Here is a 23,909-nt window from a genome sequence, read left to right as displayed (position 1 = left end):
TAATATTCATTTATGGTTTATTGACTATTAGAATACAGTCAATGATCATGGAACCATAAAACATATAAATAAAGAAGCTAGATCTATGGAACTTCTCGTACTACCGAACAATCGCCGCTTGCCTTTTGATTCCGGTGCCAACCTTTTGGAAGTGCTCCGTGAGCACCGTGTGGGTATTTCCTACAGCTGTATGTCTGGACGATGCGGTACTTGCCGCTGCCGAGTTATAGATGGCAGCGTCATTAGTTCGGCGGCGAAAAGCGGTGACTCAAATCGCATCGAAGAGCATTATGTACTCGCCTGTCAGTCAGTGCTCACCAGCAATTGCGCAATTGAGATCATAGACTCAGACGACATAGTCACTCACCCGGCGCGAATCATCAAAGGCATGGTTGTCGCCGTCGAGTCGCCCACTCACGATATTCGCCGCATCCGCATTCGCCTCGCCAAGCCCTTCGAGTTCTCACCCGGACAGTACGCGATGCTACAGTTCAGTCCCGAACATGTGCGTCCATATTCAATGGCTGGTCTGCCAGATGACCAAGAAATGGAGTTCCATATCCGCAAAGTGCCGGGCGGGCGTGTCACGGAGTATATTTTCGAGCACGTCCGCGAAGGTACAAGCATTAAGTTGAGCGGGCCTCTTGGTACGGCCTATCTGCGTCAGGCTCACACCGGGCCGATGCTGTGTGTGGGCGGCGGGACCGGACTCGCACCGGTGCTGTCGATTGTTCGCGGCGCGCTGAAGTCGGGAATGACGAACCCCATCCACCTTTATTTCGGGGTGCGCAGTCAGCAAGACCTTTACGACGCAGACCGATTGAACCAACTCGCGGCTATCCACCCTCAACTGACTGTCCATACAGTGATCGCGACGGGCCCGATTAATGAGGGCCAGCGAGCCGGCCTAATTACCGATTTGATTGAAAAAGACATTCCCTCGCTGGCTGGGTGGAGAGCCTACCTGTGCGGCGCACCAGCGATGGTTGACGCTCTATGCACCGTCGCCAAAGTTCTTGGAATATCGCCCGAACATATTTATGCCGATGCCTTCTATCCCAGCGGGGTCTGAATTGCCCCGACCCTGCACCTCTGTACATCGAGAATTCATCAGGAAGACACTTAAATGAGCATCACTAACAACAGCCGCGTCAGAATATTTGGGACAGCTGAATGATCTCTAACTCCATCATTACCCCATTTGAAGATAGCTTTATGACAGAAAAATGGATTGACGCAGTCGCTCTTTATGAAATCCCTGAAGGTGACGTCCTCGGCGTGACAGTCGAAGGTAAGGAACTAGCGCTGTATGAAGTGGAAGGCGAAATCTACGCTACCGACAACCTGTGCACACATGGTGCTGCCCGCATGAGTGATGGCTTTCTAGAAGGCAGAGAAATTGAATGTCCTTTGCATCAAGGTAGATTTGATGTTTGCACAGGCAGGGCCTTGTGCGCCCCTGTGACACAGAACATCAAAACATACCGAGTGAAGATTGAGGGCCAGCGTGTGATGATTGATTTGAGCTGAGAATTTTAATAGGAGGCACCCCGGACCCTAGAGCGTAATCCCCCCATTCGATCTCTTGAGGTGAAAATATGAATTACAAAAATAAAAACTTGGTGAGTGAATCTGGGCTGACCCAAAAACACCTGATTCATGGCGACGAAGAACTTTTCCAGCGCGAACTGGAAACCATTTTTGCTCGGAACTGGCTTTTCCTGACTCATGACAGCCTGATTCCGTCCCCTGGCGACTATGTTACGGCAAAAATGGGGGTTGATGAGGTTATCGTCTCCAGGCAGAACGACGGTTCGATTCGTGCTTTTCTGAACGTTTGTCGTCACCGTGGCAAGACGCTGGTACACGCAGAAGCAGGTAATGCTAAAGGTTTCGTTTGCAGCTATCACGGCTGGGGCTTCGGCGCTAACGGTGAACTGCAGAGCGTCCCGTTTGAAAAAGAACTGTATGGCGAGGCGCTCGACAAGAAATGTATGGGATTGAAAGAAGTCGCTCGTGTAGAGAGCTTCCATGGCTTCATCTATGGTTGCTTCGATGAGGAAGCCCCTTCTCTCAAAGACTACATGGGGGACGCTGGCTGGTACCTGGAGCCTATGTTTAAGCATTCCGGAGGGCTAGAACTGATCGGTCCTCCAGGAAAGGTCATAATCAAGGCTAACTGGAAAGCGCCCGCGGAAAACTTTACGGGGGATGCGTACCACGTGGGTTGGACGCATGCGTCTTCGCTTCGCTCAGGGCAGTCGGTCTTCTCGTCGTTAGCTGGCAACGCAGCTTTGCCCCCAGAAGGTGCAGGTCTGCAAATGACCTCCAAATACGGCAGCGGCATGGGTGTGTTGTGGGACGTATATTCAGGCGTGCACAGCGCAGACCTGGTTCCGGAATTGATGGCCTTCGGCGGTGCTAAGCAGGAACGGCTGAACAAAGAAATTGGCGAGGTTCGCGCACGAATCTATCGCAGCCACCTCAACTGCACCGTTTTCCCGAACAACAGTTTTCTGACCTGCTCGGGTGTCTTCAAGGTATGGCACCCGATCGACGCAAATACCACTGAGGTATGGACCTACGCCATGGTCGAAAAAGACCTGCCCGAGGATCTCAAGCGCCGCTTGGTCGACGCGGTTCAGAGAACGTTTGGGCCTGCTGGCTTCTGGGAAAGCGACGACAACGACAATATGGAAACGGTATCGCAAAACGCCAAGAAATATCAGTCCAGAGATGGCGATCTGGTTTCCAACCTGGGTTTCGACGGGGACGTATACGGCGACGAGGTTTATCCTGGCATCGTCGGCAAATCGGCGATTGGCGAGACCAGTTATCGTGGCTTCTATCGGGCTTACGGCGCGCACATCAGCAGCTCTAGCTGGGCTGAATTCGAGGATGTCTCTAAAAATTGGCATACCGAACTGGCAAAGACTACTGATCGCTAACAGACGAGAGGGACCATGATGATTAATATTCAGGAAGACAAGCTTGTCTCCGCCCACGACGCCGAAGAGTTTCTTCGTTTCTTCAATTCCGGCGACGAGGCTTTGCAACAAGAAGCTACCACGTTGCTAACCCGGGAAGCGCATCTTTTAGACATTCAGGCTTACCGCGCCTGGTTAGAGCACTGCGTGGACTCAGAGGTGAAATATCAGATTATCTCACGCGAACTGCGCTCAGCTTCCGAGCGCCGTTACCAGCTCAATGAAACCATGAACATTTTCAACGAGAATTATGAACAACTGGAAGTTCGCGTAGCGCATCAACTGGATCCGCAAAACTGGGGCAATAGTCCAAAGGTGCGCTTTACTCGTTTCATCACAAATATCCAGGCTGCAATGGACGAAAATGAAGATTTGCTTCACATTCGCTCCAACCTAATTGTTCACCGAGCACGACGCGGCAATCAAGTCGATGTCTTCTATGCCACTCGGGAGGATAAATGGAAGCGCGGCGAAGATGGAGCGCGTAAGTTGGTCCAACGATTGATTGATTATCCAGAGCGCACATTCCAGACGCACAATGTGATGATCTTTATGTGACCCAATAATCGCCTTTACAAATGGTGACTGCTACAAGCGGTCCCATTGTTCAAAAGGAAATTTGTGTGTATGAGCAATCAACAAGTCGTTTCGATAACCGGTGCTGGCTCAGGAATTGGTCTCGAACTGGTTCGATCCTTTAAGTCCGCCGGTTATTGCGTATCCGCTCTCGTACAAAACGAGGAGCAAAAGGCGAGCCTTTGCAATGAGTTCAAGGACGCACTCGAGATCGTCGTGGGCGATGTCCGGGACCACGCAACAAATGAGAAGCTGATAAAGCAAACAACCGATAGATTCGGCCATCTCGATTGTTTCATTGCAAATGCCGGTATTTGGGATTACATGCTTGGCATCGAAGAGCCTTGGGAGAAAATATCGAGCAGTTTTGATGAGATATTCAACATCAATGTCAAGAGCTATTTCAGCGGTATCAGGGCCGCCCTGCAGGAACTGAAAAAGACTAGCGGATCAGTGGTGATGACCGCTTCAGTGTCGTCCCATGCGGTCGGTGCTGGTGGTTCTTGCTACATCGCCAGCAAGCATGCGGTCCTGGGCATGATGAAAGCTTTGGCTTACGAATTGGCTCCCCACATTCGCGTCAACGCCGTAGCACCGGGCGGCACTGTGACGCCTCTGTGCGGTCCCGCAAGCGCCGGCTTCGACAAAACTCACATGGAAAACATGCCCGGTATCGAGGACATGATCAAGGGTCTAACGCCTCTTGGATTTGCAGCCAAGGCCGAAGACGTAGTGGCACCCTATTTGTTGTTGGCGTCGCGAGATCAAGGGAAATTCATTACCGGGACTGTCATTAATATAGATGGAGGGATGGCGCTCGGTCGCAAGTAGGTTTGTCGCCTATCTTGAAATAATAACTAAATTTCTGGTAAAACCGCATGAATACAAAATTGTTTATCAACAATGTCTGGGTCAATTCCAGTGACCAACAGACCTTCGAGCGAAAGCACCCCGTCAGTGGTGAGGTGATGACGGAGTGTGCAAACTCCACGGTGATGGATGCGTTAAAGGCCGCGCAAGCTGCCCAAGAGGCTTTCCAGACCTGGAAGACTGTTGGACCTTCGGAGCGTCGCCGCCTTCTGCTGAGGGTCGCTGAGGTTATGGAAAGTAAAACACCCGAGTTTATCGAAGTGATGGCCAAGGAGGTGGGAGCCTCCGCTCTTTGGGCCGGCTTCAATGTCCAGATGTCAGCCAATGTGTTCCGTGAAGCGGCATCGCTGGCTACACAAATTCAGGGGGAAACTATTCCGACAGACAAGTCTGACACGCTCTCAATGACGCTACGTCAGCCGGTCGGTCCGATCCTGAGCATCGTGCCGTGGAACGGCACCGCAGTGCTGGCGGCACGAGCCATCGCTTATCCGCTGGTCTGCGGCAACGCGGTGGTATTCAAAGGTTCTGAGTTTAGTCCCGCGACGCATGCCCTGATCACCCAGTGCGTGCAGGAAGCCGGGCTGCCTGCTGGCGTGCTCAACTATCTCAACTCTTCGCCTGACCGTTCGCCCGAGATCGCCGACGCACTGATCTCAGCCAAGGAGATCCGACGCATCAACTTCACGGGCTCCACCCGCGTGGGCAGTATTATCGCGCAGAAGGCCGCGCAACACCTCAAGCGCTGCCTGCTGGAGCTCGGTGGCAAGTCCCCACTTATTGTTCTGGATGACGCGGACATCGACGCAGCTGTCAAGGCAGCGGTGTTCGGTAGCTTCCTGTTCCAAGGTCAGATCTGCATGTCCACTGAGCGCTTGGTGGTTGATGAGAAGATCGCCGACGAATTTGTCGCCAAGTTTGCCGAAAAGGCCAAGCGTTTGAGCGCGGGCGACCCATGCGTAACTGGCGACTGCATCATCGGCCCAATGGTCTCGCCAAATTCAGGCGAGCGGATCAATGGTTTGTTCAAGGACGCGATCGACAAAGGAGCCACAGTTGCCTGCGGCGGCATGGCCCAAGGTGCGGTCATGCCGGCCACGATCCTGGATCACGTCAAATCCAACATGCGGATCTACGATGAGGAGACCTTCGGTCCCATCACTGTGGTGATCCGTTGCAACGGCGAAGCAGAGGCCATTCGCATTGCCAACGACAGCGCCTATGGCCTGTCGTCGGGCGTATTTGGCCGCGACATCAACCGTGCTTTGCGCGTGGGCATGTCCATCGAATATGGTTCAGTGCACATTAACGGATCGACTGTCCAAAGCGAGGCGCAGGCTCCATACGGAGGCACTAAGAACACTGGCTACGGGCGCTTCGACGGCCGTGCTGTGATCGATGAGTTCACAGAGCTCAAGTGGCTGACCATCGAGCCTTTCGAGCAGCAGTATCCCTTCTAATAAGCACTAACTCCATGGAATCAAACTATGAGTAAGCAACCTGCAGTTATTGAACTCGGATACATGGGCATCTCGGTCAAGGATCCTGATGCGTGGAAATCATTCGCCACGAATATGCTGGGCCTGCAAGTTCTTGATGAAGGTGAGAAGGACCGTTTCTATCTACGTATGGATTACTGGCATCATCGAATCGTGGTCCATCATAACGGCCAGGACGACCTGGAATACCTGGGCTGGCGTGTGTCCGGAAAACCGGAGTTCGAGGCTCTCGGTCAAAAACTCATTGACGCCGGTTACGATGTTCGCGTCTGCGATAAAGCCGAGGCTCAGGAACGAATGGTGTTGGGCCTGATGAAGACAGTAGATCCAGGCGGCAACCCGACCGAGATATTCTGGGGGCCGCGGATCGACATGAGCAACCCGTTCCATCCCGGCCGCCCCCTGCACGGCAAGTTTGTGACTGGTGACCAAGGCCTGGGTCATTGCATCGTTCGCCAGACCGATGTCGAAGCTGCTCACAAGTTCTATAGTCTTCTGGGATTGCGTGGGGACGTCGAATACCGGATCCCGCTGCCCAACGGCATGACTGGCGAACTAACGTTCATGCATTGCAATGGTCGGGACCACTCCATTGGGTTTGGTGCCATGCCCGCTGAAAAGAGGCTCAATCATGTGATGCTTGAGTACACCGACATAGAGGATCTGGGATACACCCATCAACAGTTTGTAAAGAACGACATTGACATTGCCTTGCAACTTGGCATTCATGCTAACGACAAGGCGCTGACGTTCTATGGCGCAACACCTTCCGGCTGGCTCATTGAGCCCGGCTGGCGAGGTGCCAAGGCCATAGACGAAGCGGAGTACTACGTTGGAGACATCTTTGGCCATGGTATCGAGACCACTGGCTACGGCATGGATGTAAAATTGAGTTAAAACTACAACCAAAGTTACAGGCGCAGGCTCTCTTCCAGATATGCGTTGGGGAAAATTACTTATGCTCCTGCAGTATTAATTTTCCCGATTTTGCTCCGGTTCACCCTCACATCGGGGCTGTAATAGATTATGCAAGGATCGTGGCGAATGAGGATGCTAGTCTCAGTCGTTCGATGCAGATCATGCATGGGGCCCAGCACTGCAAGTTCATGTTGACTTAACGAGCGACTGGCTCGTTAGTATTGATATCCGGAAGCTGTTCCTTAAACCGAACGTATAAGGGTGATTGGGCTCCAAGAGGCTACAGCTACGGTAACTCTAGATCCGTAATTTGGAGTCGGTCGCGATTGGACAACGATTCTGACTAACCTAGTTCCAGCTTTTTTACCTAACCAAGAGTGTCTCCATGTCGAATAAAACTATGAAACCAGCGCGTCTTACTGCCGAGGATATCCATGGTGTCTGGGCTATTATGCCAACGCCGGCTACTCCGGATGCTTCTAACTGGCGCAGCACTAACACAGTTGACTTAAACGAGACTGCTCGCATAGTTGAAGAACTGATTGCGGCTGGTGTCAACGGAATTTTAAGTATGGGCACTTTTGGCGAGTGCGCTACGTTGACCTGGGAGGAAAAACGTGACTATGTTTCGACGATTGTCGAAACCATTCGTGGTCGCGTGCCTTATTTCTGCGGCACCACGGCCTTGAATACCCGCGAAGTCATCCGCCAAACTCGTGAGTTTATGGATATGGGCGCCAGCGGTACCATGCTCGGTGTCCCAATGTGGGTGAAGATGGACCTGCCCACAGCGGTCCAGTTCTATCGTGATGTTGCAGAGGCGGTACCGGAGGCTGCCATTGCGATTTACGCTAACCCTGAAGCCTTCAAGTTCGACTTCCCTCGCCCCTTCTGGGCAGAAATGTCCAAAATTCCGCAGGTAGTAACTGCCAAATATCTAGGCATCGGAATGCTTGACTTGGACCTGAAATTGGCACCCAACATCCGCTTCCTTCCACACGAGGATGACTATTACGCGGCCGCACGCATCAATCCTGAGCGCATGACCGCGTTCTGGTCAAGCGGCTCCATGTGCGGCCCGGCTACCGCCATCATGTTGCGTGATGCAGTGGATCAGGCCAAGAGCAGCGGTGACTGGATCAAGGCCAAAGCCATCTCCGATGACATGCGCGCAGCCGATTCGACATTGTTTCCGCGTGGCGACTTTTCGGAGTTCTCGAAATACAACATCGGACTTGAAAAAGCACGCATGGATGCAGCTGGCTGGCTCACAGCTGGACCATGCCGTCCGCCCTATAACATCGTCCCAGAAGACTATATTGCTGGCGCCCTTAAGTCAGGCAAAGCTTGGGCCGCACTGCATGCTAAATACAGCAAGGAATTGAAGTAGTCCAACTCGATTGGTCTGGCGAAATGCTGGAAAAGACGCTGAACGATTTGAAATATATTAGATTAATCATATTTCTTGCGCTACTAGTAGGCGTCGCCAGTTCGGCAAATTTAGCTAAGACTGCTAGTCTCGCAGACTCGGGTGTGAAGTCAGGCTTTAGGAATACCGAATGAAGCCAGCATATCAAGCCGACGATGGGTGCCATCCTTGATGAGGCAACCCACTGTTGGTTGGCTTAGTTTTTTGGAGTGTTTGATTGTGATTGTTGATTTCTATTTCGACTTTTTGAGCCCTTTTTCTTACTTGGCTAACCATCGCTTGTCGAAGCTAGCCCACGATTATAGCTTTTCCATTCGCTATCACTCGATTGATTTGGCGCGAGCCAAAATCGCCATCGGAAACGTAGGCCCCTCCAATCGCGATCTGAAAGTCAAACTTGCCTATTTGATGGTGGATTTAAAACGCTGGGCCGAGCTGTACGGATTACCGTTTTTATTTCCTGCCAATTACAATAGCCAACGGATGAATGCTGGGCTCTATTACTCGGGTGCCGAAACGCAGACTGCTGCTTACGTGAATACAGTATTCAATGCAGTTTGGGGGGAAGGTATAGCTCTGGACTCGGAAAGCCTGCTTGCCCTAGTGTGCGGGACTCTAGGGTGGGATCGCGCTGCTTTCGAGGAGTTTCTCAGCAGCGACGCTGCAACAAATGCGTATGATGAGCATACCCAGGCCGCCATCGAACGTAAAGTATTCGGTGTACCAACGATGTTTTTGGGCGATCAAATGTGGTGGGGCAACGACCGTCTATTTATGCTCGAGAACACACTGAGGTGCGGCTGTAGTGCTGGAATAGCCGCCGCGGGGGAAACCGGAGTAAAACCGGTAACAGAAGGAGATGGAAATCAAAGCGGCAATAGTCCGTAAAAAAACGGCCCATTCTTATTCGGGCATGTAGCTCTTAATGAGCTGCAGAAGATCAAGTTCTCGTTATATTGGTTGCGACCGGGTTGTGTCATACGGATCTGATTTGTCGCGATCAGCATTATCCGGTTCCGCTCCCGATGGTTTTAGGGCATGAAGGGCCTGGTGTAGTTCCTGCTATTCAATCGTAAGCTTCGTGGAATCGTCGAAGATCAGTCGATTTCAGATATTTTTATTCCGAGGTTGGTGGAACTTTATCGCCAGGGGAAGTTTCTATTTTACAAGCTAATTAAGTTTTATCCTTTTGAGGAAATCAATCGAGCCGCCGAAGACTCGGAAGAAGGGGTCACGCTCAAGCCGGTGCTCCATATTGGTTGAAACGTGCTGGTAGAATTACGCGGCTCGTGTGGGCTTTTCTAAGGTTGCGGGCAGTTTGCTTTTAGTTATGTTGTATCCCAAAAACAAAATTAATAAACGGTGGAACATATGATTAAAAAAACAAATTTACTCAATAAAACAATTAGTACTGCGATCTTGGGTATTGCGTCAAGCCATGCGGTAGCGACGGATGGTGTGTTTTTGGAGGGCTTTGGCGCGGTTTCCAGAAGCATGGGCGGTACGGCTGTTGCTCATTATGTCGGGCCCGCGTCAATGATGGTCAACCCAGCGACAATGGACTTGTCTGATGCGACAGGTGAAATACTGCTAGGGCTAGATCTGATTACCACAGATATCAGCGCCACCAATCTTGGTACAGGCGAGAAAGCGTCATCAAGTCGGCATTCTAATAATAGAGGCCCCTATGTTGCCCCTCAGCTTGCTTTTATCCGTAAAGTTTCTAACTGGACCTTTGGCGCGGGCATATTCGCACAAGCGGGGATAGGGGTCGAGTATGGGAAGGACAGTTTTTTGTCCCGCGGCGATATTGGCGGAATGGGCTATGCCGCCGATGCTGATACCGGCCTTGAGAACGCCAGTCGCTTGTTTGTACTTGACATACCTTTTGCCGTGAGTTTTAAGATTAACGATCGTCTTGTTATCGGTGGATCGCTAGATGCAAAATGGACTGCTTTGAATCTCGATTATTTGCTGGGAACGAACCAGTTGGGTAGTCTCGCCGGTGATGGGCGTGTGTCCGGTTCGCTGTTGGGCTTGATCGGCACTTTACCCGACCCGCGGGGTGTGCATTTGAGCGTTAGCCAAAACAAGGAACTTGCGAGTGGTGTCGATGGTTGGGGATACTCGGGTAGGTTAGGTTTGCTATATAAGATTACGCCAACGACCAAGTTGGGTATCTCCTACATGCTCAAAAGCCATATGAACGATTTGAAAGGGAAGGGGACTGTTACCGCGGTAGATGGCCTCATCGGTAATGTGCCTATCGAGGGCGAGGTTCGTGTTTTAGACTTTAATACCCCTGCCAAACTTGACGTGGGTCTGAGCCACCAAGTTACGGACAAATTACTCGTTGCTGTTGATGTGTCTCGCGTTTTTTGGAAGGATGCCTGGAAGGATATAAAGGTAGGGTTTTCTAGTGATGTTGGTGATGTCGACTTAAGACTTCCTCAAAATGCCAAGGATCAAACAATAGTGGCGATTGGGGCTTCGTATGCAGCTACCCCGAATTTAACAGTGCGAGCAGGTTACCGTCAGGCGACGCAGCCCTTTAATGATGAGGGATTGTTGGCGCTAGTTCCGGGTATTTTGCGGAAACACGCTTCCTTGGGATTCAGCTACCAAGTATCAAAATCGGGTAGGTTCGATGCTGCGTATTCGCATGCCTTCGAGCAAAGTATGACCAATCGATCGGCTTACAACACCTCGTCGCCCGTGAGATCGTCCATGTCGCAAGATAATTTCGTCTTAGCCTATAATTATTCATTCTGATTAAATCGCTATCGTGAGCATCTGAAGTTCGTACTAATTAATTTTAGCCGCTGTCTTTGTTGGCTCGATCTTCGGGGGCAATAGCGATCTGGTTGACTAGGATGGTCTGAAGTAGTCACGTATTTCTGGCTGACTTCAGCCCTGCCAATTTTAAAAGCGGCGATTCGTCTAAAAAACGATCGAATCATCCATTCTTTCTGGATTTTTAGCCGCCGCGAGCACCTCGCGGCGGCCATTTCCCGCATTACAGGCGCACCTCTCCTGTATTCGCCAGTAAATGTCGGCGCGCCATCCACAGGTTCGACAGGGCGAACAGCGTCACCAACTGCGCCGTGTTCTTCACCAGCCCTCGAAAGCGAACTTTGGTGTAACCAAAGTAAGCGCTCCATAAACCCACCTACCGCTAAGGACGGTCTGAAGTAGTCACGTATTTCTGGCTGACTTCAGCCCTGCCAATTTCAAAAGCGGCGATTCGTCTAAAAAACGATCGAATCATCCATTCTTTCTGGGTTTTTAGCCGCCGCGAGCACCTCGCGGCGGCCATTTCCCGCATTACAGGCGCACCTCTCCTGTATTCGCCAGTAAATGTCGGCGCGCCATCCACAGGTTCGACAGGGCGAACAGCGTCACCAACTGCGCCGTGTTCTTCACCAGCCCTCGAAAGCGAACTTTGGTGTAACCAAACTGGCGCTTGATCACCCGAAACGGGTGCTCGACCTTCGCCCGCACCTGCGCCTTGGCCTTCTCGACCTTGCGCTTGGCTTTGTAGAGCGGGCTGCTCTTGCCAAGCTTCTTGTAAGTGCTGCGGCGTGCCGCGACGTAAGCGCTCCATAAACCCACCTACCGCTAACAAGGTTCGCAAGTCAGGATGCAGTTGCTGGCGAGCAGTTCCATGGCAGCAGTGCTTCGCAGTCGTCTACGCTGCTGGCGGTCGGCAGGCGTTCGAGGATGTGGCGCAGCCAGGCGTAAGGTTCCTGGCCGTTGGCCTTGGCGGTTTCGATCAGGCTGTAGATCTGCGCGCTGGCCCTGGCGCCTTTCGGGGTGTCGCTGAACAGCCAGTTCTTGCGGCCGATGACGAACGGGCGGATGGCGTTCTCGGCGCGGTTGTTGTCGATTGGCAGGTGGCCGCCTTCGAGGTAGCGCACCAAGCGGCTCCAGTTGCTGGCCAGGTAGTTCACCGCCTTGCCCAGGGCGGTCTGTCCGGCGACCTGTGGTTGGGTCTTGTCCAGCCAGGTCTTAAGTTGGTCGATGATCGGTCGGCTGCGCTGCTGGCGGGCGGCGAGGCGCCCGCTGTCGTCGGCTTCTTTCAGCTCACGCTCGATGCCGTAAAGCTTATTGATCAGGTTCAGCACGATGTCGGCGCGCCCGGTCTTGCCCTTGGGCTGCACCTTCTGTGCTTCGACGAACTTGCGTCGCGCATGCGCCCAGCAGGCCAGGCGTTCGATGCCCTCTTGTGCGGCCACGGCGTTGTAGCCGGCATAGTCGTCAGTCATCAGGTAGCCGCGGTAGCCTGCGAGCAGGCGCAGCGGTACTTCCTGCGCACGGCTGGATGAGTAGTCGAACAGGATCACCGGTTTGTCGGGTGGCCCACCGCTTTGCACCCACATCCAGGATTGCGTGGTGGGGTCACGACCCGGCTCATGCAGTACCTGCAGCCGGGTTTCGTCGCAGTGCAGCACCGGGTAGTCGAGCAGCCGGTCGCGCATCAGGTTGATCACGGGTTGCAGCTGTTCGCCGCACTGGATTACCCAGCGCGCCAGGGTCTGGCGAGAGATGTCGATGCCGTGCCGGCTGAGCATCCTCTCGAAGCGGTACAGCGGGATGCCGTCGGCGTACTTGGTGGCCAGCAGCATCGCCAGCACGCTGGGGCTGGCCAGGCTTTTCTCGATCAGCTGGGCTGGCTTGTCGGCGGTGACCGGTGCCGCTTCGCAGGCCTTGCAGGCATAGGTCTTGCGGATATGGCGGATCACCCGCACCTGCATCGGGATGATCTCCAGCTGCTCGCTGGTTTCTTCGCCGATGGCCTGCTTGCGGCAGCCGCACTCGCAGGTCAGCGCGTGCTCGGGCAGTTCGTGAATGACGTCAATACGCGGTAGCTTGGCCGGCAGCGGCTTGCGCTTGCCACGGCGCTTGAGCGGCACCATAACCTCTTCTGCCTCAGCTCCATCACCGCCTGGCTCGTCAGTGCAAGCACCCTCTTCGACCAGCTCTTCGGCCTCGTTGAACATGGCCAACTGCGGCGAGTCGCGCATCCTCGGGGCTGCGCTCTGACTTCGGCGAGAACAGTTTGTGGCGCAGCAGAGCGACCTGTTCCTGAAGTTGACTGATTTTGTTCAGATCAGATTGACGTGCCAGCAACACTTGCGACAGCAACTGTTTGAGCGCGTCGGGATCGTCAGGAAGGGTATCGGGCACGGCAATCATGGCCGTGGATTATACCGGCTCAGGCCACGTAACGCGGCGTCAGGACTTGATGAGGGCGGTTTCGCCAGAGGTCGATGCCGTCGAGCAGCCAGTTCAATTCGTCGACCGTCAGCTCGATGGGCTCATCGCCGGCATCGGGCTTGGTCTTGAAGCGCTCGGCCTCTAGGCGTTTGAGCCACAGGCAGAAACCATTACGCTCCCAATAGAGGATCTTCACCTGGTTGCGGCTGCGATTGAGGAACACGAACAGTACCGGGTTGAACACTTCCACCTTTATATCCAACTCGACGAGTGCCGCCAGGCCGTTGATGGATTTACGAAAGTCGACAGGCTTGGGATAGAGATAGACCTTCTGCACCTTGGCGTCGGGACGCATCATGGCAGCTGCTCCTGAAAAGAAATCAGGAGCGCAGCATCGTCTGGCTATCGGTTCGTTTGAAGATGGGGTTTATGGAGCGCTTACTAACCAAACTGGCGCTTGATCACCCGAAACGGGTGCTCGACCTTGGCCCGCACCTGCGCCTTGGCCTTCTCGACCTTGCGCTTGGCTTTGTAGAGCGGGCTGCTCTTGCCAAGCTTTTTGTAAGTATTGCGGCGTGCCGCGACCTGCCAGATCACCCATAGGGCGCCGTCGAGAGCACATTGACACTGCCGCGCTTCGCGCCATGAAGCTTGCCGCGACGATTGCGCTCCATGATCTTGGCGCGCTCGTATTCAGCGATCATGCCCTGCATCTGCAGCAACAGCGCCTCTTCCGGGGTCGCGCCGATGGCGTGATTGAGGAATCACGACCTCGACGCCGAACGCCGACAGTTCCTCGATGAGAAGAACCTGGTGCGCGTACTTTCGCGATAGGCGGTCCGGTGACAGCACGTAGAGACGCTCGATCAAGCCGAGTGCCGCAATCGATACGACCGGCAGTGATCTTGCGCAGCCCGCTTGCACATTGGTTGGCAACGGGGGAAGCTCATTAAGGAAAAAAGCCACCGCCTTCTTTGCCCGCGAGCTGAAGTAACGTATCGCCTGGTTCGGCAGCTGCAACAGAAGGCTTATTCGGTGGCGTATGTCTGTCGGCTGCTGGGGGTCAGCCGATCGGGGTTCTACGAGGCAAACAGGCGTGCCGACACGCCAGCATCGGTTTGCCCCGTGACCGTGCAGCTCAAAGCGTCGTTTGATGCGAGTGGCGGCTGCTATGGGAGCCGTCCGTTACGTAAAGCGTTGCGCGCCAAGGGTATGGAAATCGGCGTTTATAAAATTCGTCGCTTGATGCGTGCCAACGGCCTGCGTTCGGCTTGGAAGCGTAAGTTTGTGCACACGACCGATAGCAAGCACGACCTGCCAGTTGCCGACAATGTACTGAATCGTCAATTCGAGCCTGAGGCGGTAAACAAGGCCTGGGTAGCGGACATTACCTACATCCGGACCCGCAGCGGCTGGCTGTACCTGGCTGTGGTATTGGATTTGTTCTCACGCAAGATCGTGGGTTGGTCCATGGCCCCGAACATGCCTGCCGAGCTGGTGTGTAGTGCAATGCAGCTGGCAATTGCTCAGCGTCAACCGCCACCTGGCCTGATCGCCCACTCGGATCGCGGTAGCCAGTACGCCAGCGCAAGCTACAGAGCGTTGCTGGCGCGAAATGACATGCAGCAAAGCATGAGCCGTAAAGGTAACTGCTGGGACAACTCAGTGATGGAACGCTTTTTTCTGAGTTTGAAAATGGAGCGGGTATGGCGCCGCGACTACGCCAATCACGCAGAAGCGATACGTGACATCGTGGAATACATCGTTGGGTTTTACAACAACGAGCGGCTGCACTCGAAACTGGGATATCTGCCACCGACCGTTTACGAGCGGGCGATGGCGTCGAAACCACCTATCGAGGTGTCCGGAATTAGTTGACCACTACAACATTCATTGGAGCGCCGTCGCCGGATGCGCAACTCCTTCGAGGGCGGAGAAAGGCACAGGCCAGACTGTCAAGTTTGAACCGCCAGAGATCATCGCAGCATTTTCAACACTTCATGTGCGACTTCCTCCGATGAGGCAGGGTTCTGGCCGGTAACAAGATTTCCGTCCACTACAGCAAAGGGGAGCCAGTCGGGTCCTTTGGAATAGTCACCGCCGTGTTTTTTCAACTCGTCCTCTACCAGGAATGGCACGACATTAGTCAATTGGACTGCGGCCTCTTCGCTATTGGAGAAACCGGTCACCCGTTTGCCTTGGACTATCGGGCTCCCATCCGGTTTGCGGGCATACCGCAACACGCCAGGCGCATGACAGACCGCGGAAACCGGTTTGCCGGCGGCATACATTGCCTCGATCAGCGCGACCGAGTCGGCATCCCCAGACAGGTCCCACAGCGGCCCGTGCCCACCGGGATAGAAAACTGCGTCGTACTCATCCGCTCTGATGGCTGAAAGCCTCGAGGTGTTGGCAAGGGCCGCCTGTGTTTCTTTGTCCTGCTTGAAACGAGCGGTTGCTGCAGTTTGAAAGTCCGGCTCTTCGCTCTTCGGGTCGAGTGGGGGGTGCCCACCTTTCGGGGAGGCTAGCGTGATTTCCGCGCCAGCATCCTTGAGGACATAATAGGGTGCTGCAAACTCCTCCAACCAGAAGCCTGTTTTCTTGCCGGTGTCACCCAACGTGTCATGGGACGTCAATACGATCAATATCTTCATGATTTCCCTCATTGTTAAAATGTGGCCTCTCGCTAAGTGCGCAAGACGCGTATCCGGTAATGATCAAATGGATACTTTTAGTTAACGGATACATTTCTACGGTGAGCGAGTCTGAATCTACACAGACAGGTTTGTCTTTGTGGGCATGGCTGTGGGCGCAAACTGTCGCGCCCACAGCCGTGTCCAACCATATTTTTCCTCTACATCGCCACAGGTCTAACTTGCGGGGCTTCGCCCTCACAGAAGGCGTGCTCTGAAATCCGTCAGCTAACCAGCCCCTCGGCTTTCAACGTTGCGTGCACGGCCGGCCGAGCGGCAACGCGGCTGACATAGCTGGTCAGCACTGGCCAAGGTGAAAGATCAACCGCTGCCCACTGCCCCCAGCCTAGGACGGTAAACAGATAGGCGTCAGCTGACGTGAAGGTGTCACCCATCAGATACTGTTTGCCGTCGAGTTTCTTTGACACGTAGTCAAAACGCCGGGCAAGCAGGTCTTTCATCTGCGTTTTCCATTCCTCCGGCGCGTTCGGGTTGAATAGCGGGGCAAACGCTTTGTGCAGCTCGGTGGAAATGAAGTTGAGCCACTCCTGCAGCCGGTAACGCTCCATCGTGTCAGCGGGCGGCGTGAGTTTCTTCTCCGGCACGCGGTCGGCCAGGTACTGGATGATGGCCGACCCTTCGGTCAGCACCTCACCGTCCTTCAGCACCAATGCTGGCACGTAGCCATTCGGGTTGATGGCGGTGTAATCGCCACCGCTTTCGGTCTTCTTGGTGGCGAGGTCGACCTTTTCCGTCTCGAAGGAAAATCCCCCCTCATTGAGGACGATATGAGGGGACAGGGAACAGGCTCCCGGGCTGTAGTAAAGCTTCATCGTTGCTTCTCCTTTGGGTCATGCTACAAATTGCAGCCCTACGCGGGGCCGCCGCAAACTGCCACGCGGCGCTGGTTTCTCCGGTGACAAGCCGAGTCACTACTCGGCAATAAAAAAACTCACCAGGCGATTGAAGGTCGCGGCATGCTGGTTTTCGTCCAATGGCCGCAGTGACCGAAGACATACTACGGGACGCGATCAATCAGCTCAAACAGGCGATAAGAACTCGAGAGGAGAATCACGCGATCCTCTCGCCCCTGGGCAATCAAGGTCTCCTTGCTGTTGAATGTCCGACTCGTCACTCGCCAGCATGTCCATCCCGCGTTGGCGCGGCGGCGGGAACATGCTCGCAAACGCTTCCTGGTAGAGATGCCCACCTCATGGCTCCGGCGGGCACGGTCGTCGGTCACCAGCGCGCTGCTCAAGTTCTCCAGAAATACGACTGCCAATACTCGCCTGCGCGGCAGGCGCACCCTATCGCTACCCCAAGAGCCGTATTCAAGGCCGGATCAGCATCTTCATGGCACCATCCGTTTTCTCGTGGAATGTCTTGAACGCGTCGTCCACTTGATCCAGCTTGAACTGATGCGAGAACAGGGTTGCCGGATTCACCACTCCAGTCTCCATCATCCTCAAGGCTTCCCACATGTAAGGCTGAGCGTTGGCGAAACCATTCATGTGCAGCGTGATGTTGCGTAGAAACACATCAGCCAGATTGAGGTTGAACTTGTCATCGCAGAACACGCCGATAGCAACCACCGTCCCGCCGGGGCGTACCAGGTCGAGGCACATCTGCAAGGCTTCGGGATAGCCAACCACTTCGATCACCTTGTCGAAGCCGCGGCCGCCCGTTTCGGCGAGGGCCTTCTCCTTCCAGCCTTCCTCGCTTGCATTGATCGCGACCGCACCCTGCTTGCGGGTGTATTCCAGGCGGTGGGCGATCTTGTCCAGCGCGACCATCCGGCCTGGGGCGCGCTGCATGGCGATGTCGAGGGTCATCAACCCCGTCGGACCGCAGCCCACCAGCGCCACGGTTTCCCCGGGCTGAATATCCGCGAGGCGATTGGCGATCACCGCCGTAGGCAGGTTGCAAGACAGCGTGAGTGCAGCCTCGTCGGGAATCTCCTTGGGCACCTTGATCGTGTGCGTATCGGCGTAGGGGAGCACCAGCGCCTCGGCGTGGGTGCCGTTCAGATTGCCGAAGGGAAGCCCAAAGCCATAAACGGCATTGTGCGTGGTCTCGCAATGCGCCGTCTGACCCACCTCGCACATATAGCAGTGACCGCAGGAGGCCGAATAGGCCATGCTGACTCGGTCGCCGGGCTTGAACCGCCCGACTGCCCTGCCCACCTGCACCACTTCTCCGACGAGTTCATGGCCGGTCTGGGATACCCCTTTCTCCATGATGGGGTCCAGCGCTCCGCGATACAGGTGCAGGTCCGAACCGCAAATGGAGGTGGCGACTACTCTCACCAGCATTTCGTGATCGGCCTTGATCGCAGCATCAGGCACCTGGGTGCAGCGGATGTCCTGCGGTCCGTAATAGACGGCTGCCTTCATATTTTTCTCCTTGTTACTTTGTTGTTAGCGAGTAGGCAAGCCAGGCATCGGCCTAGACCCGCCATCACTGGACGAGCGCAGCATAGGAGATCCACTTGCTGACCAACAGATGTGATGTTCGATAACCGCACACTTTCAATAGCCGCCCGGACCGCCGGGCGCCGCTATACTCTTCGACATGCTTGGCTGCCGGAGATAACGATGCCCCTACCCCACCACGTACGCCTGGTTGAAGTCGGCCCACGGGACGGACTGCAGAATGAGCGCCACCCGATCAGCGTGACGGATCGCGTCCGGCTGGTGAACGATCTGACGGAGGCCGGCGTCAGCCATATCGAGACCGGCAGCTTCGTCTCGCCGAAGTGGGTGCCGCAGATGGCTGATTCCGCAACGGTGTTCGCCGGCATCCAACGCAGTCCTGGCGTGCGTTACACCGCGCTGGTACCCAATCTGCAGGGTCTGCAGGCAGCTATCGGCGCCGGCGTGACGGAAGTGGCGGTATTCGCCGCCGCTTCGGAGGGCTTCTCCCAACGCAACATCAACTGCTCGATCAGCGAGAGCCTGCAGCGCTTCGCACCGGTCATGGCTGCAGCCGAGCGCCAGGACATCCGTGTACGCGGCTACATTTCCTGTGTGCTGGGTTGCCCGTATGACGGCGCCGTCGCTCCGAGCCAGGTCGCCAGCATCGCCGCCGAGCTGATCGCCATGGGCTGCTATGAAGTATCCCTCGGTGACACCATCGGCGTGGGAGTGGCCAGCGCCACCAGCCGACTGATCGACCGGGTCGCCGCACAGGTGCCCCGGCGGCAGCTGGCGGGGCATTTCCATGATACCTACGGGCAGGCATTGAGCAACATCTATGCCGCCTTGCTGGAAGGCGTCAGCGTATTCGACAGCTCGGTCGCCGGGCTCGGTGGTTGCCCCTATGCCCCTGGCGCCAGCGGTAATGTCGCCAGTGAGGATGTGCTGTACATGCTGCAGGGCATGGGCATCGACACTGGTGTCGATTTGCAACGACTGGTTGCGGCCGGCCAGCGCATTTGTGATGTGTTAGGCCGTCCCAACGGCTCCAAGGTAGCCCATGCCCTGCTGGCCCACGAACAGGAGTAAGGAGAAATGGCCATGCCACAACCGCTATGGTCACCGAGCAGAGATGCCGTCGCTCGGAGCCGCATGGAAGCCTTCCGCATCCAGGTGAATCAGCGCTGCGGGTTGCACCTAGCGGGCTATGACGAGCTGCATGATTGGAGCATTCATGAGCGCGCCGACTTCTGGCAGGCGTTGGCGGATTTCTTTGCGGTCGAGTTCCACACCCCCGCCCAGCAGGTGCTTGAGGAAGGCCCTGCCATGCCGGATGCATGCTGGTTTCGCGGTGCCACACTGAATTATGCGGCCCATTTGTTACGGCGCAAGGATGACCAGCCGGCATTGATCAGCATCAGCGAAGCCGGCGTGCACGAGCAACTGAGTTTTGCCGAACTGAATGCCCATGTGGCTGGCTTGCAGCGCAGCCTGGAAGCTGCCGGCATCATGCCCGGCGACCGTGTTGCCGCCATCCTGCCCAACGGGTGGCAAGCGATAGTCGCCATGCTTGCCACCACCAGCCTGGGTGCGGTGTGGTCATCCTGCTCGCCGGACTTCGGCGCGCAGGGTGTTATTGACCGTTTTGGCCAGATCGAACCCAAGGTCTTGATCGCCTGCAGCGGTTATCACTATGCCGGCAAGTCCATCGATCTGACCGACCGGCTCACCGAAGTGCTGCGCCAACTACCTACGGTCGAGCAACTGATCCTCGTGCCGGGCCCGGCCGGGGCTCAGGGACCGCATCCCGACTGTATCCAGGCGGTTCAGCATTGGGCGGAGTTCTATCAGCCCGGTGGCGCACCGCAGTTCCGCGCTCTGCCCTTCGATCACCCCTTGTATATCCTGTATTCCAGCGGCACCACCGGCGCGCCCAAATGCATTGTCCATCGCAGCGGCGGTGTTCTGTTGCAGCACCTCAAGGAGCTTGGCCTGCATACCGACCTGCAAGCCAGTGACCGGCTGTTCTACTACACCACCTGCGGCTGGATGATGTGGAACTGGCTGGCCTCCGGCCTGGCGGTCGGCGCCACACTGGTGCTCTACGATGGCTCGCCGTTTCATCCGCATGAATCCCGGCTGATCGACCTGATCGACGCCGAGGGCATCAATGCCTTCGGTGTCAGCGCCCGGTATCTCGCTGCCCTGGAAAAGGCCGGCATACAACCGGCACGCAGCCACCGCCTGGGCAGTCTGCGCAGCATTCTCTCCACCGGCTCGCCGCTGTCCCCGGAGAGCTTCGACTATGTCTATCGCGACATCAAAAGCGATCTGCGCCTGTCCTCCATCTCCGGCGGTACCGATATCGTCTCCTGCTTCGCCCTCGGCAACCCACTGCTGCCGGTCTGGCGTGGCGAATTGCAGGGCCCGGGCCTGGGCATGGCCGTGGAGGTATGGAACGAGGCCGGCCAACGGGTAGTCGGAGAGAAAGGCGAGCTGGTCTGTACCCGGCATTTTCCGTCCATGCCGTTGGGGTTCTGGAACGACAGCGACGGTAGCCGCTACCGCGCCGCCTACTTCGAACGCTTCCCCGGCATCTGGGCGCATGGGGACTATGCCGAGCGGACCGAGCATGGCGGGCTGATCATCCATGGCCGTTCGGATGCGGTGCTCAACCCGGGCGGCGTACGCATCGGCACGGCGGAAATCTACCGGCAGGTGGAACGTATCGAGGAGGTGCTGGAATCGGTCGCCATCGGCCAGCAATGGCAGGACGATGTGCGGGTAGTGCTGTTCGTACTGTTACGCGACGGCGTGGAATTGGATGAGGGGCTGCAACAACTGATCAGATCGGCAATCCGCCAACACGCCACACCGCGCCATGTGCCGGCACGCATTCTGGCGGTAAAGGACATACCGCGCACACGCAGCGGCAAGATAGTGGAACTGGCCGTGCGCAATGTAGTGCACGGCCAGCCAGTGCGAAATACCGAGGGATTAGCCAACCCGGAGGCGCTGGAGGAGTTTCGCGACCGGGTTGAGTTACGGGAGTAATGAGCCTGCCTCTCTGTTTTCATCACTAACGTTGATTCGCGCTTATATCGCCGATACACTCGTTCATGATTATTATTCATCAAACCGGGAATATAATTCATGTCCACGTTACGCACCCTATACCGGTTCGCTGCAGCGGTCGGCTGTGCGAGCCTCATGAACGGCATCGCATTATCGCCGGTGACCGCAGAGCCGGTCGCCACACAGCCGCAGCAGGTCGCCGGTTACTATCGGATGAATATGGGCGATCTAGAGGTCACCGCTTTGTATGACGGCTATGTTCGTCTTGATCCGGAATGGCTGCAGGGGATCAGCACCGAGAGTCTGGATAGCCTGCTGGATGCGATGTTCATCGATGCCGAAAGCGGCATACAGACAGCTGTAAATGGATACCTCATCAATACGGGCAATAATCTGATTCTGGTGGATGCCGGGGCGGCAGCATGTTTCGGTTCGACCATGGGCTTTCTGAAAGAAAACCTCCAGGCATCGGGTTACACGACGGAGCAGGTCGACACTGTTCTTCTTACGCATCTTCATCCTGATCACTCCTGCGGTCTGGCAGATGCTGAAGGTGCCGCAGTGTTTCCCAATGCAACCATTCATATTCCCCAGGCTGAAGCGGAATTCTGGCTGGATACCTCATTGGATGATGTCGCCGAAGCCGACCAGCCGTTCTTCAATATGGCGCGTGCAGCAGTGGCGCCATATGTTGAGGAAAAACTCCAGCGTTTCAAAACCGATATTCTCCCCGGTGTGGAAAGTGTGCCCAGCCACGGTCACACCCCGGGACATACCGGTTATCTTTTCCGCGCTGGTGATGACAACTTGATGGTCTGGGGCGACGTGCTGCATAACCATGCAGTACAGTTCAAGCATCCTGAGGTGGTCATAGAGGCTGACTGGGACAAGGAACAAGCCCGATCTTCCAGAATGAGGATGCTGGCTCTCAGTTCCGAGGAAAAATTCTGGGTGGCTGGCGCGCATCTCCCCTTCCCCGGTCTGGGGCATGTACGGGGCACAGGCAACGGCTATTCGTGGGTACCCGCAGAGTTTTCGCCAGTCGAAGTAGACTCGGCATCGGCGCCATAACAAGCAAAGCGGCCGGGCTGCCGAATCTCATCATTGCTGGAATAACGCATCCAGCGTTATATCGAGCAGCGCTTTTTGTAAGGAAGGCTCATCCGAGCCTTCCAGAGCGGTACTCTCCACACTGACAGCAAAAGTCAGTGCACCAAGGGCGGACATCCAGAGCAACTGAGCGGTGTCCTTCGGACAGAATTTGAGCAAGCCTTGCGCGTGAAATTGCCGTAAATCCTCTGCCAATCCTTCCAGGGTTTCGCTCACCATGCTGGGCGGGCTCCCTGCCATGATCTGCTGAATAACAATACGGCACATGTTGGGCTCTGAACTCTGAAGAAGACTTCCTGATTTGGCAAAATGCCCAGACTCTCCACCCGCCCGAGTTTCCGATGAAACAGATCACTTTCGCCGACGCCGAGTACGCCGGTAAGCGCAAGCAGACCCGCAAGGAATTGTTCCTGATCGAGATGGATCGGGTTGTGCCATGGAAGGGTTTGATTGCCTTGATCGAGCCGCATTACCCCAAGGGCGAAGGCGGCCGACCCGCCTATCCGCTGATGGCGATGCTGCGCGTACATCTGATGCAAAACTGGTTCGGCTACAGCGATCCGGCGATGGAAGAAGCGCTGTACGAGACCACCATCCTGCGTCAGTTCGCCGGGTTGAGCTTGGAGCGCATTCCTGACGAGACCACCATCCTCAATTTCCGCCGGCTGCTGGAGAAGCATGAGTTGGCGGCCGGTATCCTTGGCATGATCAATGGCTACCTGGGAGATCGCGGCCTGTCGCTGCGCCAAGGCACCATCGTCGATGCCACGCTGATCAATGTGCCGAGTTCGACCAAGAACAAGGACGGCAAACGCGACCCGGAGATGCACCAGACCAAGAAGGGTAACCAATATTACTTCGGCAGTGCGACCCGAAAGTCGCATGGGTTTCTGTTCCGCAGGTTAACGCCCGACGGAACCGACTGTTCCACCACTCGTTCCCTACCCAGACAGGCGTGGCCGGTAACAGCCGGGTCTGAAGCTCTGGGACAATGTTACCGCCGATATTTCGGTAGGTCGAACCGCGAGGCCAGACTGAATCTGCCAGCATCAAGGCGGAGATTAGCTAGGGATGAGCGGGTACGGCTAACACAAGTGAACCTCATATAAACGTCGTCATAG

20 protein-coding genes and 6 pseudogenes are annotated in these 23,909 nt (G+C 55.5%); 16 read left to right on the top strand and 10 right to left on the bottom strand.

The genetic code is table 11. From position 1 onward, the window contains the following. The first annotated feature begins 85 nt into the window (after window positions 1–85). The 11 genes from B597_RS43370 to B597_RS43320 all read left to right on the top strand — a co-directional run bounded on the left by B597_RS43370 (window position 86) and on the right by B597_RS43320 (window position 11,051). A complete protein-coding gene (locus B597_RS43370) occupies window positions 86–1,072 on the top strand; it encodes a 2Fe-2S iron-sulfur cluster-binding protein (protein WP_003292051.1) in 987 nt (328 codons plus the stop codon). A gap of 143 nt (window positions 1,073–1,215) precedes the next feature. Beyond that, on the top strand, window positions 1,216–1,530 hold the full coding sequence (locus B597_RS43365) for a non-heme iron oxygenase ferredoxin subunit (RefSeq protein ID WP_003292052.1): 315 nt from the start codon (window positions 1,216–1,218) through the stop codon (window positions 1,528–1,530). 68 nt (window positions 1,531–1,598) lie between these two features. After that, the gene (locus tag B597_RS46710; protein WP_024162461.1) at window positions 1,599–2,948 is read left to right on the top strand and encodes an aromatic ring-hydroxylating dioxygenase subunit alpha; all 1,350 of its coding nucleotides are present in this window, start codon (window positions 1,599–1,601) and stop codon (window positions 2,946–2,948) included. Between the two features lie 15 nt (window positions 2,949–2,963). Continuing rightward, window positions 2,964–3,545, top strand: a complete 582-nt coding sequence (locus tag B597_RS43350; RefSeq protein WP_003292055.1) for an aromatic-ring-hydroxylating dioxygenase subunit beta — start codon at window positions 2,964–2,966, stop codon at window positions 3,543–3,545. Window positions 3,546–3,614: 69 nt separating this feature from the next. Continuing rightward, a complete protein-coding gene (gene hcaB, locus B597_RS43345; protein WP_003292057.1) occupies window positions 3,615–4,394 on the top strand; it encodes a 3-(cis-5,6-dihydroxycyclohexa-1,3-dien-1-yl)propanoate dehydrogenase in 780 nt (259 codons plus the stop codon). Window positions 4,395–4,441: 47 nt separating this feature from the next. Beyond that, complete coding sequence (locus B597_RS43340; RefSeq protein ID WP_014819635.1) at window positions 4,442–5,893, top strand: aldehyde dehydrogenase; 1,452 nt, start codon at window positions 4,442–4,444, stop codon at window positions 5,891–5,893. A 27-nt stretch (window positions 5,894–5,920) separates the two neighbouring features. Then, window positions 5,921–6,829: a 1,2-dihydroxynaphthalene dioxygenase gene (gene nahC / locus B597_RS43335; protein WP_003292059.1), complete on the top strand. Its 909-nt coding sequence runs from the start codon at window positions 5,921–5,923 to the stop codon at window positions 6,827–6,829. Between the two features lie 406 nt (window positions 6,830–7,235). Continuing rightward, window positions 7,236–8,240: a dihydrodipicolinate synthase family protein gene (locus B597_RS43330; RefSeq protein ID WP_003292061.1), complete on the top strand. Its 1,005-nt coding sequence runs from the start codon at window positions 7,236–7,238 to the stop codon at window positions 8,238–8,240. 258 nt (window positions 8,241–8,498) lie between these two features. Then, complete coding sequence (locus tag B597_RS43325) at window positions 8,499–9,167, top strand: 2-hydroxychromene-2-carboxylate isomerase (protein WP_003292062.1); 669 nt, start codon at window positions 8,499–8,501, stop codon at window positions 9,165–9,167. A 68-nt stretch (window positions 9,168–9,235) separates the two neighbouring features. After that, window positions 9,236–9,355 carry an alcohol dehydrogenase catalytic domain-containing protein gene (locus B597_RS48015; RefSeq protein WP_157763227.1) on the top strand — a complete coding sequence of 40 codons (120 nt, stop codon included), beginning with the start codon at window positions 9,236–9,238 and terminating at the stop codon, window positions 9,353–9,355. Window positions 9,356–9,650: 295 nt separating this feature from the next. Continuing rightward, window positions 9,651–11,051, top strand: coding sequence for an OmpP1/FadL family transporter (locus tag B597_RS43320; RefSeq protein ID WP_031323758.1), 1,401 nt, complete (start codon window positions 9,651–9,653; stop codon window positions 11,049–11,051). Window positions 11,052–11,295: 244 nt separating this feature from the next. Here B597_RS43320 and B597_RS46700 read toward each other — a convergent pair. From B597_RS46700 to B597_RS47755, 6 genes and pseudogenes are all read right to left on the bottom strand, one after another. After that, a pseudogene (locus B597_RS46700) lies at window positions 11,296–11,427 on the bottom strand (IS5/IS1182 family transposase); the annotation flags it as partial. A 176-nt stretch (window positions 11,428–11,603) separates the two neighbouring features. Next, window positions 11,604–11,870, bottom strand: a pseudogene (locus B597_RS43315) (transposase); the annotation flags it as partial. A gap of 44 nt (window positions 11,871–11,914) precedes the next feature. Then, window positions 11,915–13,475 (bottom strand): annotated as a pseudogene (gene tnpC / locus B597_RS0223795) (IS66 family transposase). A gap of 19 nt (window positions 13,476–13,494) precedes the next feature. Then, the gene (gene tnpB, locus B597_RS43310) at window positions 13,495–13,854 is read right to left on the bottom strand and encodes an IS66 family insertion sequence element accessory protein TnpB (protein ID WP_003292067.1); all 360 of its coding nucleotides are present in this window, start codon (window positions 13,852–13,854) and stop codon (window positions 13,495–13,497) included. Between the two features lie 86 nt (window positions 13,855–13,940). Continuing rightward, window positions 13,941–14,093: pseudogene (locus B597_RS43305) on the bottom strand (transposase); the annotation flags it as partial. Beyond that, the gene (locus tag B597_RS47755) at window positions 14,090–14,200 is read right to left on the bottom strand and encodes a recombinase family protein (protein ID WP_238537205.1); all 111 of its coding nucleotides are present in this window, start codon (window positions 14,198–14,200) and stop codon (window positions 14,090–14,092) included. The gene B597_RS47755 and the pseudogene B597_RS43305, both read right to left, overlap by 4 nt. Before the next feature lie 250 nt (window positions 14,201–14,450). Here B597_RS47755 and B597_RS0223790 point away from each other — a divergent pair. Continuing rightward, window positions 14,451–15,374, top strand: a pseudogene (locus tag B597_RS0223790) (IS3 family transposase); the annotation flags it as partial. A 98-nt stretch (window positions 15,375–15,472) separates the two neighbouring features. On the opposite strand, the gene B597_RS43295 reads toward B597_RS0223790, so the two are convergent. The 3 genes from B597_RS43295 to B597_RS43285 all read right to left on the bottom strand — a co-directional run bounded on the left by B597_RS43295 (window position 15,473) and on the right by B597_RS43285 (window position 18,582). Further along, window positions 15,473–16,150, bottom strand: a complete 678-nt coding sequence (locus B597_RS43295) for a type 1 glutamine amidotransferase domain-containing protein (RefSeq protein ID WP_003292072.1) — start codon at window positions 16,148–16,150, stop codon at window positions 15,473–15,475. Between the two features lie 263 nt (window positions 16,151–16,413). Then, window positions 16,414–17,022: a glutathione transferase GstA gene (gene gstA / locus B597_RS43290; protein ID WP_003292074.1), complete on the bottom strand. Its 609-nt coding sequence runs from the start codon at window positions 17,020–17,022 to the stop codon at window positions 16,414–16,416. Between the two features lie 498 nt (window positions 17,023–17,520). Beyond that, window positions 17,521–18,582 carry an alcohol dehydrogenase gene (locus B597_RS43285; RefSeq protein WP_003292076.1) on the bottom strand — a complete coding sequence of 354 codons (1,062 nt, stop codon included), beginning with the start codon at window positions 18,580–18,582 and terminating at the stop codon, window positions 17,521–17,523. Between the two features lie 201 nt (window positions 18,583–18,783). On the opposite strand from B597_RS43285, the gene B597_RS43280 reads away from it, so the two are divergent. From B597_RS43280 to B597_RS43270, 3 genes are all read left to right on the top strand, one after another. After that, window positions 18,784–19,692 (top strand): hydroxymethylglutaryl-CoA lyase, encoded by a 909-nt coding sequence (locus B597_RS43280; RefSeq protein ID WP_003292078.1) that lies wholly within the window; start codon window positions 18,784–18,786, stop codon window positions 19,690–19,692. Window positions 19,693–19,704: 12 nt separating this feature from the next. Next, a complete protein-coding gene (locus tag B597_RS43275) occupies window positions 19,705–21,657 on the top strand; it encodes an acetoacetate--CoA ligase (protein ID WP_003292079.1) in 1,953 nt (650 codons plus the stop codon). 156 nt (window positions 21,658–21,813) lie between these two features. Further along, window positions 21,814–22,749: an MBL fold metallo-hydrolase gene (locus tag B597_RS43270; protein ID WP_003292081.1), complete on the top strand. Its 936-nt coding sequence runs from the start codon at window positions 21,814–21,816 to the stop codon at window positions 22,747–22,749. 30 nt (window positions 22,750–22,779) lie between these two features. On the opposite strand, the gene B597_RS43265 is transcribed toward B597_RS43270, so the two are convergent. Next, window positions 22,780–23,007 (bottom strand): hypothetical protein, encoded by a 228-nt coding sequence (locus tag B597_RS43265; RefSeq protein WP_003292082.1) that lies wholly within the window; start codon window positions 23,005–23,007, stop codon window positions 22,780–22,782. A 122-nt stretch (window positions 23,008–23,129) separates the two neighbouring features. Here B597_RS43265 and B597_RS43260 point away from each other — a divergent pair. Beyond that, a pseudogene (locus B597_RS43260) lies at window positions 23,130–23,651 on the top strand (IS5 family transposase); the annotation flags it as partial. Window positions 23,652–23,909: the final 258 nt, after the last annotated feature.

The sequence above is a fragment of the Stutzerimonas stutzeri KOS6 genome (genome assembly GCF_000307775.2).
In the GTDB taxonomy this organism is placed as follows: domain Bacteria; phylum Pseudomonadota; class Gammaproteobacteria; order Pseudomonadales; family Pseudomonadaceae; genus Stutzerimonas; species Stutzerimonas stutzeri_B.
Note: the sequence above shows the minus strand (reverse complement) of the source record. Positions and strands in the feature narration are given on the sequence as shown.